The sequence below is a fragment of the Methylosinus sp. is20ea genome (assembly GCF_059718135.1).
The window spans coordinates 1,766,178-1,779,620 of the sequence record NZ_AP046088.1 but is presented as its reverse complement, the minus strand read 5'-3'; the positions used below and the strand labels follow the sequence as shown (position 1 = coordinate 1,779,620).

Genomic DNA, 13,443 nt, shown 5'->3' with positions numbered 1-13,443 from the left:
ATTTCCGGCAATGTCCTTTCCTCGCATCGCTCTATTAGCGGCCGCGCTCGGCCTCTCCGCCTGCAACGCCGGCCCGCGCGCCTATATCTACGCTGGCGGCAGCCAAGCCTCGGTGCAACGGACGATCTCCGTTCCGCGCGGCTCCACCGCCTCGCTCGGCTTTGCGGCCAAGATCAATCCCGATTGCACGCGCGCCGACAGCCCCGATCGCGTCACCCTCACCCAGGCGCCGTCACAGGGGCGGGTCGATATCCGGCACGAGGCCGGCTACGCCTATTTCCGTCCCGCCAATCCGCGGTCGCGTTGCAACACCCAGCGCGTGCCCGGGACGAAGCTTTTCTACCACGCCAATCCCAACGCCTCCGGGACCGACACCTTCTCTTATGACTGGTACACGGGCTCGGGCGGCGTCGCGCATTTCAACGTCACGGTGAATATTCTGTAGCGCTCGCGCGCGATCAGAAATAGCCGAACTTCGTCCCCTGCACGCTCAGCAGCAGGCTCGAGTCGAGTCCAAAGCTCGACCCGGAGCTCGACGTGTCGAACAGCGTCGAGAGCAGCGAGCTCTGTGAATTGGCGGCGCCGCCATTGTTATAGTCATATTGGGCGGAGAAGCGGGAGATGAACTGCTGCAGCTTCGTCGGATCCTTGAAATCGGCGAGATTCACCTTCGATGACAGCAGCCGATATTGCGTGTCGATCGATTGCGACGAGGTGCTCGACGAAATGCCGAGCGCCGTCTGCACGACCGTCAAAATATTGCTGTCCGCGAGAATGCCATAGACGCTGGTCAGGCTCGGCGCGCGCTGCTGGAAATAGAGCGCGAGCTGCACGCCGGGATTCTGCTGGCCCTGGCTCGTCTCCAGCGCTTGCTCCGTATAGCGGCTCACCACATTGTCGACGAGCGTCGAGGAAGATGTGGTCGTCTCGCCATTGTCGGCGAAGTCGAAGGCCGTCACAAAGGCCTTTATGTTGGCGTTGTTGAGCGTGTTGGCGAGCGCCGAGCTGCTGGAGACGCCGCCGTCCAACGCTTTCTGCATCAAGCCCTTGGCGTATGTCATGCTGCCGAGGCCAAAGGCGGTCATCGCATAATTGAACAGCCGCGTGTCCTTCATGAAGGCGTCGGCCGACGTCACCTTGCCGATATTGTCCTTGAAATATTGCGTCTGCGTCGCGACGTCCGGCGATTTGGCGGTGATCGCCTGCCATTTGGACTGATTATTGGCGATCTGCAGATAGGTGGAGAGCGTCGTCATGGAGACATTCCAGAAAGCGGCTGTCGATCATGCCCCGGAAGTCGTTGACGCATGGTTAAGTTTCAGCCGAGCTCATTGGCCTCGACGATGAGCCGGGGATATTTCGCCGCGGCGCCCGGCCGCGCGACGTCTCCCGGCAGAATATCCTGGCCGGCGATTGCCGCGATCGCCGCCTTTTTCGCGCCGATGAGCGTGTTGCGCGCGATGACGGCGGGCCCGACGCCCTCGCCGATCTGGAAGGTCACGCCATAATCATTGTCGACGAGGCGATTGCCCTCGACGCGGATGTTCTGCCGATAGCCGCCGCAGCGCACGCCCATCCAGCCGCCGACCACCGTATTGCCGGCGATCTCGACATTGCTCTCCGCCTCTATTCCGGTGAGCCAGCTCATCGCGGGTCCGAATTCATCGTCCGGATGCGTCGCGTGCAGGCCGGTGATTTGATTGCCGATCACGAGGCCGATGTCGGTGCCGCGCTCGGCGTTGGCCAGCGCTATGCCGGCGCCGGCGTCGTCGATTTTATTGTCGCGGAATGTCGCGCGCTTGGCGCCGAATTCCGCATACATCGCGCGCTCGCCGAAGCCGGAGCAGTCGTTGCCGGCGACCTCGACGTCATGGCCGGCGTTATTGCGAACGGCCGTATAGGCGCAGCGGCGGATGACATTCTTCTCCACCCGCACGAAGCCGGAGCCCCAAATGCTCACGCCATTGCCAAAGGCGCCATCGCCGCCGGAGAGATTGCGAATATCGCTGATCTCATTATTGCGGATGCGCGAGCCCTCATAGCATCCGGCCGCGGTGGTCCACACCTGCACGCCATTGTCGCCGCAGCGGCGCACCTTGTTATTGTCTATGTCGACGCCGAGTCCGTCGAGCGAGAAATAGCCGGCGTCGCGCACATCCTCGACAATATTCTGCGCGAAACGGCCGCCGCAGCGCAGGAGATTGATCCCCCGTCCGCCAGAGCGGCGGATCGCGCAACCATGGATCGCGAGCCTGGGAATATCTGCGAGATCGAGGAGACCCTGTTTCGGATCGGCGAAGCGCGCGCCGGCGCCCTCGAAACGCAAATTCTCGAGCGTCAGCGCCGCGACATTGGCGGCGCGCAGCAAAGGGCCGGGCTCGATCGCCTGCAACACGGTCCCGCCGGCGGCGCCGAGGATCGTGACCTCGTCCTCGATCATGATCGGGCGAATGCGCAAGACGCCGGCCGGCAGGCGCAGCGCGCCGCCCGCGCGGGCCGTCTCGCTCAGGCGCCGGCGCAGCCATTGGGTCGCATCGGGCGCGGCGGCGTGGGAGCGCGCGGACGCCGCGAGGGCGGCGATGCCCGCCGCTCCATAGGCGAAAATTTCTCGTCGGGTCTGCCGCACCAGCGCCCGATTAGCTCGAGAGACGCATCGCGTCGAGCCCGAATTGCCGGTTGTTTCGGCGCCGGCTGCACGCCAAATTGGGCAGGCTGCCTTGTTTATGTAGTTGCGTTACATAACGAGACGAGGCATAAAGAGAGCGCCCAAACGGGTAATCGTCTTGCAAAGAACAAGTTAAGGTCCCGCCTCGAAGGCTCTGCGACTTGCGACATCGCTCTGTCCGGAGAGGCGGTTCTCCCTTCGATCTCGCTCTTCCCTCCGGAGCGCGGCCTCATCCGTCGAGGTCGGTCTCTTTGCGGTTCAGGTTCTCACGGTGTTGTCCAAACTCCCCGTCTCGCGCACGCGCGGGGCGGGGAGCCCCTTTTCTATCCCGAAAATGCGTCATGCGGGAAGAATCATTCGGCGGGTCGCGCGCCGCAGCTTCCTCGTTTCGCCGATCAGGAGTCCTTCCCCGATGCCGCTCGCAGTCGACGATCTATTGCGTCGCTGGGTCGAGGAGCGCGCCGCGAGTCGCGAGCCGGGCGACGGCGAATATGCGCAATTCATCGCCGATTGGCTGCCGCTCGCCTCGACCGACGATTGGCACAGAATGATTCTCGGCCATAATCGCGATCTCGGCGACGCGCCCTTGTTCTGGATCATGCGGCAGGCGCGCTGCGAGAAAGCCACCGCGCTCGGAATTTTCTATCTCGCCCGCCCCGGCCTGCTGCTCGACTATGGACGCGATCGCGACAGCGTTCCGGATCGGATGAAGCGCGCCTTCGATTTGATCGGCGAGATCAGAATGCGTTATGTCAACGGCTTCTATCGGACGGCGACGATCGGCTTCGACGCGGTCGAAGCTCTGCGCCGGGAAGCCCGTCTGCCGGCCGGTTTCGACCGGAAGGCGCTCGACCTCGTCATTCCGCCGGAAATGCGAATTTCGATCGCCGGAAGAAGGCTCGGCCTGAAATATGGCGTCAGAAACGGCTTCTTCGAGGATTTGCCGCACGGCGCACGCTGATGGCGTGACCGCCGACGCTCCCGAACGACTTCCCGCGCTCTCTTTCATTCGCTCCGCGCGCGAGGCCCCGGCCGCGCCGGGCGCCTATGTGCTGCTCGTCGAGCTGTCGCGCCCGCTCGCGGCCAAGGCGGGCCGCAGCGGAGCGACGCTCGCGCCGGGGCGCTATCTCTATTGCGGCTCGGCCAAAGGGCCGGGTGGCCTGCGCGCCCGCCTCGCCCGCCATATGCGGCAGGGCAAGCGGCGCCGCTGGCATATCGACCAGCTGACCGAGGCCGGCGAATCGCTCGGCGCCTGGATCACGCGGGATATGGGCGAATGCGACCTCGTCGCCGCGCTCGCTGCGCTGCCGGTCCCGCTCGCGGGATTCGGCTCCTCGGACTGCCCGCGCTGCCGCAGCCATCTGCTGTTCTGGCCCATGGGCGAAGGCCCGGCTTTCCTCGCCGCGCAAAAATGCTAGGAAGAGCGCCGAAAAGGCGCACCCCATGTCAGACGAAAAAATGTCAGACGAAAAAAAATCCAAGATCGAGGCGCGTTCCCCGCGCGGCCTCGCCGACCGCGACGCCGCCGAGCTCTCGGCGACGGGCAGAATGCTCGACGTCATCCGCTCCGTCTATGAGCTCTACGGCTTCGAGGCGCTGGAGACGCCGGCGATCGAATATACCGATGCGCTCGGCAAATTCCTGCCCGACCAGGACCGCCCCAATGAGGGCGTGTTCTCCTTCCAGGACGATGACGAGCAATGGCTGTCGCTGCGCTATGATTTGACGGCGCCGCTCGCCCGCTATGTCGCGCAGAATTTCGACCGGCTGCCAAAGCCCTTCCGGTCCTATCGCTTCGGCAATGTCTATCGAAACGAGAAGCCGGGGCCGGGGCGCTTCCGCCAATTCATGCAATTCGACGCCGACACCGTCGGCGCGGCCTCGCCGGCCGCCGACGCGGAAATCTGCATGATGGCCGCCGACACGCTGGAGCGGCTCGGCATCCCGCGCGGCGATTACGTCATCAAGATCAACAGCCGCAAAGTGCTGGACGGGGTGATGAAGGCGATCGGCCTCGAGGGCGAGGAGAACGCCGGCCGCCGCCTCATCGTGCTGCGCGCCATCGACAAGATGGACCGGCTCGGCCCCGAGGGCGTGAAGCTGCTGCTCGGCCCCGGCCGCAAGGACGAGAGCGGCGATTTCACCAAAGGCGCCGGCCTTCCCGACGACGCCGTGGCGACGATCCTCTCCTTCACGCTGGGCGGGCAATATAAGGACGGCGAGCCGCGCTTCGGCCTGTTCGAGCTGCTCGGCCGCAGCAATGTCGGGGCGGAGGGCGCCGAGGAATTGCTCGAGATCGAGGATCTGGTGCGCGACGCCGGCTTCGGCCCGGACCGCATCCGCATCGACCCCTCCATCGTGCGCGGACTCGAATATTATACGGGGCCGGTGTTCGAGGCCGACCTGACCTTCGAGACCAAGGACGAGAAGGGCCATCCAGTGCGCTTCGGCTCGGTCGGCGGCGGCGGGCGCTATGACGGGCTCATCGGCCGCTTCCGCTCCGAGAACACCCCGGCGACGGGCTTTTCGATCGGCGTCTCGCGCCTCTATGCGGCGTTGAAGCTGGTTGGAAGCCCGGTCGTCTCGGCGACGACGCGACTCGGCCCGGTGGTGGTGCTCGCGCTCGACCGCGACCATATCGCCGATTATCAGCGCATGGTCGCCGCGCTGCGCAATGCCGGAATTGCGGCGGAACTCTATCTCGGCTCCTCGGGCATGAAGGCGCAGATGAAATACGCCGACAAGCGCAACAGCCCGGCCGTGGTGATCCAGGGCTCGGACGAGCGCGCCAAGGGCGAGGTGCAGATCAAGGATCTGATCGCCGGCGCCCGCGCCAGCGCCGCCATCGCCACCAATGAGGAATGGAAATCGGCGCGTCCGGCGCAATTCTCCGCACCGGAGAGCGAGCTGGTGGAGCAGATCAAAGCGCTGCTGACGCGCCAGGGATAACAGCGGCGTCGCGCATTCGCGCCCCTTCTCCCCTCGCGGGAGAAGGTGTCGCGCGAATGCGCGACGGATGAGGGACCACCGCACGTTCTTTGTGGTCTCCTGCTCACGAAGAGCCCTCATCCGACCCGGCTTCGCCGGGCCACCTTCTCCCACGAGGGGAGAAGGAGTCGCGCACGACGATTATCGACGAACTACATCCGCCGCAGCACGTCCTTCTCGAAGGCCGCGCGGATCGCTTCTTCCTTCAGCTTGCGGCCGATGAAGACGAGGCGCGCGCTGCGCTTCTCGTCGGGGCGCCAGTCGCGCTGGAGATCGCCGTCCAGAATCATATGCACGCCTTGGAAGACGAAGCGCTTCGGCTCGTCGGTGAAAGCGACGATGCCCTTGCAGCGCAGAATATCCGCCCCTTCGCGCTGCACGAATTCATTGAGCCAGGGCACGAAGATGTTGGGATCGACCTCGCCCTCGTGGAGAATCGAAACCGAGCCCATCTCCTCGTCGTGATAATGCTTCAGCCCGTGGCCATGATCATCGTGATGATCTGCGTGGCCATGCTCGTGATGATCGTGATGATCGTGGCCGCAGTCCGGCCCGCATTCATGATCGTGAGCGTGATCGTGATGATGATCATGCTCATGGTCGTGGTGATCGTGATCCTCGGACTCGAGGAAATGCGGCTCGAATTCGAGGATGCGATCGAGATCGAAGGCGTTGCGCTCCAGCACCGCCTCTATCGGCACCTGCGCATTCACCGCATGATGCAGCGTGGCGTAGGGATTGATCGCGCGAATGCGTCCCTCGACCTCGGCGAGCTCGTCGCGCGTCACGAGATCGGTCTTGTTCAGCACGATGACATCGGCGAAGGCGATCTGATTCTTCGCCTCCGGCGCATCGGCGAGCCGTTGCAGCAGAAACTTCGCATCGGCGAGCGTCACCACGGCGTCGAGCCGCGCCGCCTCTTTCACATCGGCGTCGACAAAGAAGGTCTGCGCGACCGGCGCCGGATCGGCGACGCCTGTCGTCTCGACGATAATGGCGTCGAACTTCCCGCGGCGCTTCAGCAGTCCTTCGATGATGCGGATGAGATCGCCGCGCACGGTGCAGCAGATGCAGCCATTGTTCATCTCGAAGATTTCTTCGTCGGCGCCGACGACGAGGTCATTGTCTATGCCGATCTCGCCGAATTCATTGACGATGACGGCGTAGCGCCGCCCGTGCTGCTCGGTGAGGATGCGGTTCAGCAGAGTCGTCTTGCCGGCGCCGAGATAGCCGGTCAGGACGGTGACGGGAATCTTGTCGGTCAAGGCGTATCTCCTATTGCGCGCCTTTGCGGAGCTGATCGCGCATCTTCATGAGCTCCTGAACATTCATCTGGCCGCCCGGGCCGCCGAGGGCTTTGAGCCCCGGCGCGTCTATGTCGCCCGGCTTTTGCCCGGGCTTGCAGGGACCGAGCCATTTCGCCTCCATGACGATATCGGAAGCGGCCCGCGTATGGAGCGGCGGGTCGAAGGTGACATGAAGCTCGGCGCGATAGGCGGAGTCGAAGCTCCCGGTGAAGGTCCCTTCCGTCGTCGCCACCGTCTGCTCGATTTTGCAGATGGAGCTGACGCGATATTTGTCGCCGTCGCGCCTGAAGCTGATCTTCTCGCATTTCTGCTCTTGATCGCCCATGCGCTGGCGCATGATGTCGTCGGTCTTCTCGTCGATGCACATTTCCATCGGGCCGAACCGCGACGGCGCGCCTTGCGTCATCCGCTCGATACGCCACAGCCCGGCCTTGCGATGCGGAATTTCATCCGCCGCGGCCATGAGGACAGGGAGACCGAGAACGCAAAAAGCTGCGCCGAGAGGGACATGAAATCGCATGGGATAGGGCTCCGCGGCGCGCGATCGTCGGCGCGCCTTTGCCGAGTATAGACGAAAATCGGGCCGAAAGGGGCCGGCCCGAGGCCTCACGGCGCGAGCGCGTCGGTCAATTCCTTCACATTGTGGCGCATCAGCCGGAGATAGGTCGGGGCCGGCCCATCGGGCGCGGAAAGCGCGTCCGAATAGAGCGTGCCGCCGATCTTGGCCCCCGTCTCCGCGGCAATGCGCCGGGCGAAGCGGGGATCGACGATATTCTCGAGGAACACGGCCGCGACCTTATGCGTCTTCACCGCATCGATGATGCGGGCGAGGTCGCGCGCGCTCGCCTCGGCGTCGGTAGAGACGCCCTGCGGCGCGATGAACTCGACGCCATAGCGCGCCGCGAAATAGCCGAAAGCGTCATGGGTGGAGACGACGCGGCGACGCCTCTGCGGAATGGCGCCGATCGCCGCGACGATCTCGGCGTCCAGCACGCCCAGCGCGGTGAGATAATGGCCGGCGTTGGCCTTATAGAGCTCCGCGCCCTCTGGATCGGCGTCGATGAGCGCGTCGCGAATATTGGCGACATAGATTTTGACATTGGCGACATCTTGCCAGGCGTGCGGATCGATCCCCTCCCCGTCCTTGCGGGGCGTCACGGCGCGGCTCGTGGTTACGACTCGGGCCTTGGTCTTGGAGGCGGCGACGAGCCGATCGATCCAGCCTTCGAAACCGAGGCCGTTGACGAAGACGAGCCGCGCCGCGGCGAGACGACGGCCGTCCTGCGGGCTCGGCTGATAGACATGAGCGTCGCCATCCGGCCCGACAATGGTCGTGACATCGACGCGGGCGCCGCCGACGGAGCGGACGAGATCGCCGAGAATGGAAAAGCTCGCGACGACGGGAAGCCGCGGCGGCGGCGATGGCTGGGCGCGAAGCGGCGCGGCGAATAGGGCGAGCGCCCCGAGGAGCGCGCGGCGGGACAGAGTGCGGGACAGGGCGGCGGGCGTCTCGAGAAACGGGTCCATGCGTCACCCCTCCAAATGTCGGCTCGGCCTCCGCAGGCGAATGATTCCGCCCGTCCGTCCAAAAATCAGCGAGAGGAAATAGGCGCCCCCGGCCACGAGAATGATGACCGGGCCAGCGGCGAGGCCGGAGCGGAAGGACAGGACCAGGCCGAAATAGGAGGAGACCACGCCGATCGCCGCCGCCAGCGGGAGCGTCATCGTGAGATCGCGCGTCCACAGCCGCGCCGAGGCGGCCGGCAGCATGATGATTCCCACCGCCATCAGCGTGCCCAGCGCATGGAATCCGGCCACCAGATTGAGCACCACCAGCGCCAGAAAAGCGAAGGGAATCCATTCCCCGAGCGGACCGATGCGCCGGGCGAACAAGGGATCGAAAGTGTCCAGCGCCAGCGCCCGATAGGCGAGCGCGAGCGCCGACAAAGTGAAGCTGGCGATCGCGGCGAGAAAGATCAGCGTGGCGTCGTCGAGCGCCAGCACCGAGCCGAAGAGCACATGCAGAAGATCGACATTGGAGCCCTTGAGCGAGACGAGCGCGACGCCGAGCGCGAGCGACACCAGATAGAAAGCGGCGAGCGAGGCGTCCTCGCGCAAAGCCGTCCAGCGCGCCGCCGCGCTCGACGCCACGGCGACGGCGAGGCCGGCGACGAGCCCGCCGAAGGTCATGGCCGGCAGCGACAGGCCACAGGTCAGGTAGCCGATCGCCGCGCCCGGCAATATCGCATGGGAGAGCGCGTCGCCGGCGAGCGACATGCGCCGCAGAATCAAGAACACGCCGAGCGGGCAGCCGGAAATGGAGAGCGCCACCGCGCCGATGAGCGCGCGGCGCATGAACTCATAATCGGCGAAAGGCGCGACGAAGAGATCATGCAGCATGGGGGGTCTCGTCGCGCCGGCATTCTTCCGCGTCGCGATCGAAAGCCTCGACCATGCGGCTGGCCTCGGCGAGGCGCGCGTCGGACAGCGCCTCGCGCGTCGGGCCCCAGAAGATCGGCTCACGCGCCAGGAGCAGCGTCCGCGGAAAGGCGCGGCGGGCGAGATCCAGATCGTGCAGAATGGCGATCACCGTGCGGCGCTCCTCGCGCCAGCGCGCGATGATCTTCACCAGATCGTCGATCGTCTTGGCGTCGATCGCGCCGAAGGGCTCGTCGAGCAGAATGACCGGACTGTCCTCGACGAGAAGCCGCGCGAACAGCGCCCGCTGCATCTGGCCGCCGGAGAGCGTCCCGATCTGGCGATCTTCGAATCCCTCGAGCCCGACCGCGGCGAGCGCCGCCGCGACGCGCGCGCGCTCCTCCCGGCCGATGCTGCCGAAGAGGCCGATGCGGCGCATCGCGCCCATCGAGACGAAATCCAGCACGTCGATCGGAAAAGCGTGGTCGATCTCGGCGGATTGCGGCAGATAGGCGATATCGTGGGGGGACAGCCCGTCCCAGACGATGCGGCCGCCGATCGGCGCGAGCAGGCCGGCGAGGCCTTTCAACAGTGTGGATTTGCCCGCGCCATTGGGCCCGCAAACGGCGAGCGCCGCGCCGGCCTCGACGACGCCGGAAAGATGATGCACGGCCGGCCAGCGCTCATAGCCGAGCGTCACATTGTCCAGCCGAATCGCGCCAGCGCTCATGAGTCGCGCCTCAGTTCAGCGCCCAATAGACGCCCGCCCACAGCAGCGCCAGCACGGCGGCGGCGGCCAGGAGCCGCTCGGCCGCCGACAGCCGCAGCAGCGAGATGCGATCGCGGGCGCGCTCGCCGTGCGAATGAGCGGCGGGCGCGGCCTTTTGGAAGATCGCCGATTGCGGACGGTTCATTCCCGAATGTTATATTATTACACCAGTCGTCGGCAAGCTCGGAATGCCCTCAGCTCGCCCGGCCGGGCACGAGAATGACGCGGAAGTCGTTCACATTGGTGCGCGTCGGGCCGGTGACGAGGAGGTCGCCGAGCTTCTCGAAGGCGGTGTAGGCGTCATTATTGGCGAAGAGCGCCTTGAGGTCGACGCCCTGCGCCGCCGCCCGCGCGAAAGAATCGGCGGTCATGATCGCGCCGGCGTTGTCCTCGCTGCCGTCGATCCCGTCCGTGTCGCAGGCGATGGCGGAAATTCCGCCGAAGCCCTCGAGCGCCAGCGTCAGCGCCAGCAGGAACTCCGCGTCGCGACCGCCCTTGCCATTGCCGCGCACGGTGACGGTGGTCTCGCCGCCGGAGATGATGGCGACCGGCGGCGCGATCGGCTGCGCATGGCGGGCGATCTGACGCGCTATGCCGGCATGGACCAGCGCCACATCGCGCGATTCGCCCTCGAGATCGCCGAGGATGAGCGGCGTGAAGCCGGCCTTGCGCGCCACTTCGGCGGCGGCGTCCAGCGAGCCTTGCGGCGTCGCGATGAGGATATTCTCCACCCGGTCGAAAATCTTGTCGCCGGGCTTGGGCGTCTCGCAATCTTGCTTGGCCAGATGCGCGAGCACGGCGGCGGGGGCGTCGATTTTATATTTGGCGAGGACGGCGAGCGCCTCCTCACGCGTCGTCGGGTCCGGCACGGTGGGGCCGGAGGCGATGACGGAGAGATCGTCATTGGGGACGTCTGAGATCAGCAGCGCGACCACCTTGGCCGGCGCCGCGGCGCGTGCGAGGCGGCCGCCCTTGATCGCGGAAAGGTGCTTGCGCACGCAATTCATCTCGGAAATGGTCGCGCCGCTCTTCAAGAGCGCTTTGTTGACGGCCTGCTTCTCCTCGAGGCTGACGCCGTCCGCCGGCAGCGCCATCAGCGCCGAGCCGCCGCCGGAAATGAGCGCGAGCACGAGATCGTCTTCCGTGAGGCCCTGAACCTTCGCGAGGATGCGGCCCGCGGCGGCGCGCCCAGCGGCGTCCGGCACCGGATGGGAGGCCTCGATCACCTCGATCTTGGAAGTAGGGGCGCCATGCTCATAGCGGGTAACGACGAGGCCCTCGATCGGATGCGGCCAATGCTTTTCGACCGCCGCGGCCATGGAGGCGGCAGCCTTGCCCGCGCCGACGACGATGGTGCGGCCTTTGGGCGGCTCGATCTTCTCGAGAAAGGCCGGCAGGCAGACGGACGGATGCGCCGCGCCGACGGCGGCGTCGAACATGGCGCGGAGAAGACCACGATAATCGTCAGACATTCCTAAGCCTCGGTGTTCTCCCTTCTCCCACTCGTGGGAGAAGGTGGCCCGGCGAAGCCGGGTCGGATGAGGGCTCGCGCCGCTCCGCGATCGTTCTATCCGCCTCACGAAGAGTTTCCAACGGAATCCGATTCTCTTCCCCGGCCCTCATCCGACCCTCGCTGACGCGAGGGCCACCTTCTCCCGCCCTGCGGGAGAAGGAAGAGGCGCCCTAGGATCTTCGTGTTCTCCCTTCTCCCACTCGCGGGAGAAGGTGGCCCGACGAAGTCGGGTCGGATGAGGGCTCGGGACGATTGGCGATCGTCTTGATCGCCTCCCGAATCCACTCCAACGGAATATTCCCTCCGCCGATGACGAGGTCATTGTCGAGGCGGAGCACTTGGTAGCCTTGATCCCGCAGCCAGCGGTCGCGAACGCGTCATGGCGGCGTTGGTCTTCGTTCTCGTGGGGCCGGCCGTCTAGCTCGACGATCTGCCGGTGTTCGATGCAGAGAAAATCCGCGACATAATTCCCGATCGGGACCTGCCGCCGGAATTTCAAGCCGTCGAGCCCAGAGCCGCGCAACGAACGCCAGAGGATGTCCTCCGCATTCATCATCTCGCGCCGCAAACGCCGAGCGAAAGCTGTCTTGGACTTCGAGACTCGCGCAGACATGCGAGGACCTTCATCCGACTCGGCTTCGCCGGGCCACCTTCTCCCACGAATGGGAGAAGGAGCGCGCCCGACGATTCTCGTAATATACCCACCCTCGCCGTTCTCCCTTCTCCCGCAAGGCGGGAGAAGGTGGCCCCGCGAAAGCGGGGTCGGATGAGGGCCAGGCCGATTGCCCCGCCTTACGACGCGGCGATCTGGTCCGCCTTGTCGATCAGCGCCTGCGCCATGCGGATGCTGGCGATGTCGATCAGGCGGCCGTCGAGCGAGACGGCGCCCTTGCCTTCCTTGGCGGCCTGGTCCATCGCCTCGAGAATGCGGCGGGCCTTCTTCACTTCCGCCTCGGACGGCGTGAAGACCTGATTGGCCAGCTCGATCTGCGACGGATGAATCGCCCACTTGCCCTCGAAGCCGAGAACCGCAGCGCGCTTGGCGGCCGCGATATAGCCGTCCGTATCGCCGAAGTCGCCGAAGGGCCCGTCGATCGGACGCAGGCCATAGGCGCGCGCCGCGACGAGGAAGCGCGTCTGCGCCGCATGCCACTGGTCGGCCCAGAAATACTGGCGATTGCCCTCGGCGTCCTTGTCCGAGAGAACGCCGTAATCCGGGTTCACGCCGCCGATGACGGTGGTGCGGGCGCGGGTCGAGGCGGCGTAATCGGCGACGCCGAAGGAGAGCGCCTCATTGCGCTTGGACGCCTGAGCGATCGCCTCGACATTGGCCATGCCGAGCGCGGTCTCGATCAGCAGCTCGAAGCCGATGCGCTTGGTGCGCTTCTTATACTGCTCGATCTGCGTGACCAGCATGTCGATGGCGTAGACGTCCTGCGAAACGCCGACCTTCGGAATGAGGATCACGTCGAGACGCGGGCAGTTCTCGACCACGTCCACCACATCGCGATAGGCGAAATGCGTGTCGAGGCCGTTTATGCGCAAGGTCATGGTCTTGGAGCCCCAATCGATCTCGTTGAGGCCCTGGATGATGTTCTTGCGCGCCTGCTCCTTGTCGTCCGGAGCGACCGCGTCCTCGAGGTCGAGGAAGACCTGGTCGGACTTGGAGGCCGCGGCCTTCTCGAACATGCCGGGGGCGGAGCCCGGAACGGCCAGCTCGGAGCGATGGAGACGCGGCGTCGCCTGCTCGATCAAAGTGAAGCTCATGGGTATTCTTCCTTTC

Annotated in this window: 15 protein-coding genes; 4 read left to right on the top strand and 11 right to left on the bottom strand. The window is 65.4% G+C overall.

What is annotated here, in order from left to right; genetic code table 11:
- Window positions 1-10 precede the first annotated feature (10 nt).
- The gene (locus tag AC6IY7_RS08145; RefSeq protein ID WP_497782553.1) at window positions 11-445 is read left to right on the top strand and encodes a hypothetical protein; all 435 of its coding nucleotides are present in this window, start codon (window positions 11-13) and stop codon (window positions 443-445) included.
- Window positions 446-458: 13 nt separating this feature from the next.
- Here AC6IY7_RS08145 and AC6IY7_RS08140 read toward each other — a convergent pair whose 3' ends face one another.
- Together AC6IY7_RS08140 and AC6IY7_RS08135 are read right to left on the bottom strand one after the other, a co-directional pair.
- Entirely contained in the window at window positions 459-1,256 is a 798-nt protein-coding gene (locus tag AC6IY7_RS08140) for a DUF1217 domain-containing protein (RefSeq protein WP_497782552.1), read from the bottom strand.
- Window positions 1,257-1,318: 62 nt separating this feature from the next.
- Window positions 1,319-2,626: a TIGR03808 family TAT-translocated repetitive protein gene (locus tag AC6IY7_RS08135; RefSeq protein WP_497782551.1), complete on the bottom strand. Its 1,308-nt coding sequence runs from the start codon at window positions 2,624-2,626 to the stop codon at window positions 1,319-1,321.
- A gap of 451 nt (window positions 2,627-3,077) precedes the next feature.
- Here AC6IY7_RS08135 and AC6IY7_RS08130 point away from each other — a divergent pair, with 451 nt between their 5' ends.
- The 3 genes from AC6IY7_RS08130 to hisS are packed head-to-tail and all read left to right on the top strand — an operon-like array spanning window position 3,078 to window position 5,614.
- Window positions 3,078-3,626 carry a DUF4274 domain-containing protein gene (locus tag AC6IY7_RS08130; protein WP_497782550.1) on the top strand — a complete coding sequence of 183 codons (549 nt, stop codon included), beginning with the start codon at window positions 3,078-3,080 and terminating at the stop codon, window positions 3,624-3,626.
- 4 nt (window positions 3,627-3,630) lie between these two features.
- Window positions 3,631-4,083 (top strand): GIY-YIG nuclease family protein, encoded by a 453-nt coding sequence (locus AC6IY7_RS08125; RefSeq protein ID WP_497782549.1) that lies wholly within the window; start codon window positions 3,631-3,633, stop codon window positions 4,081-4,083.
- A gap of 40 nt (window positions 4,084-4,123) precedes the next feature.
- Window positions 4,124-5,614 carry a histidine--tRNA ligase gene (hisS, locus tag AC6IY7_RS08120; RefSeq protein WP_497782548.1) on the top strand — a complete coding sequence of 497 codons (1,491 nt, stop codon included), beginning with the start codon at window positions 4,124-4,126 and terminating at the stop codon, window positions 5,612-5,614.
- 191 nt (window positions 5,615-5,805) lie between these two features.
- On the opposite strand, the gene AC6IY7_RS08115 is transcribed toward hisS, so the two are convergent.
- The 9 genes from AC6IY7_RS08115 to AC6IY7_RS08075 all read right to left on the bottom strand — a co-directional run bounded on the left by AC6IY7_RS08115 (window position 5,806) and on the right by AC6IY7_RS08075 (window position 13,427).
- Window positions 5,806-6,918, bottom strand: a complete 1,113-nt coding sequence (locus AC6IY7_RS08115) for a CobW family GTP-binding protein (RefSeq protein WP_497782547.1) — start codon at window positions 6,916-6,918, stop codon at window positions 5,806-5,808.
- Between the two features lie 10 nt (window positions 6,919-6,928).
- Complete coding sequence (locus AC6IY7_RS08110; protein WP_497782546.1) at window positions 6,929-7,480, bottom strand: DUF3617 domain-containing protein; 552 nt, start codon at window positions 7,478-7,480, stop codon at window positions 6,929-6,931.
- Between the two features lie 86 nt (window positions 7,481-7,566).
- On the bottom strand, window positions 7,567-8,487 hold the full coding sequence (locus tag AC6IY7_RS08105) for a metal ABC transporter substrate-binding protein (RefSeq protein ID WP_497782545.1): 921 nt from the start codon (window positions 8,485-8,487) through the stop codon (window positions 7,567-7,569).
- 3 nt (window positions 8,488-8,490) lie between these two features.
- Entirely contained in the window at window positions 8,491-9,360 is an 870-nt protein-coding gene (locus AC6IY7_RS08100) for a metal ABC transporter permease (RefSeq protein WP_497782544.1), read from the bottom strand.
- Window positions 9,350-10,108, bottom strand: coding sequence for a metal ABC transporter ATP-binding protein (locus AC6IY7_RS08095; RefSeq protein ID WP_497782543.1), 759 nt, complete (start codon window positions 10,106-10,108; stop codon window positions 9,350-9,352). Before AC6IY7_RS08095 ends, AC6IY7_RS08100 begins: the two co-directional genes overlap by 11 nt.
- 10 nt (window positions 10,109-10,118) lie before the next feature.
- Entirely contained in the window at window positions 10,119-10,292 is a 174-nt protein-coding gene (locus AC6IY7_RS08090) for a hypothetical protein (RefSeq protein WP_497782542.1), read from the bottom strand.
- A gap of 49 nt (window positions 10,293-10,341) precedes the next feature.
- The gene (locus tag AC6IY7_RS08085; protein ID WP_497782541.1) at window positions 10,342-11,619 is read right to left on the bottom strand and encodes a glycerate kinase type-2 family protein; all 1,278 of its coding nucleotides are present in this window, start codon (window positions 11,617-11,619) and stop codon (window positions 10,342-10,344) included.
- Between the two features lie 147 nt (window positions 11,620-11,766).
- Complete coding sequence (locus AC6IY7_RS08080; RefSeq protein WP_497782808.1) at window positions 11,767-12,213, bottom strand: endonuclease domain-containing protein; 447 nt, start codon at window positions 12,211-12,213, stop codon at window positions 11,767-11,769.
- 239 nt (window positions 12,214-12,452) lie between these two features.
- Entirely contained in the window at window positions 12,453-13,427 is a 975-nt protein-coding gene (locus AC6IY7_RS08075; protein WP_497782540.1) for an HpcH/HpaI aldolase/citrate lyase family protein, read from the bottom strand.
- Window positions 13,428-13,443 lie beyond the last annotated feature (16 nt).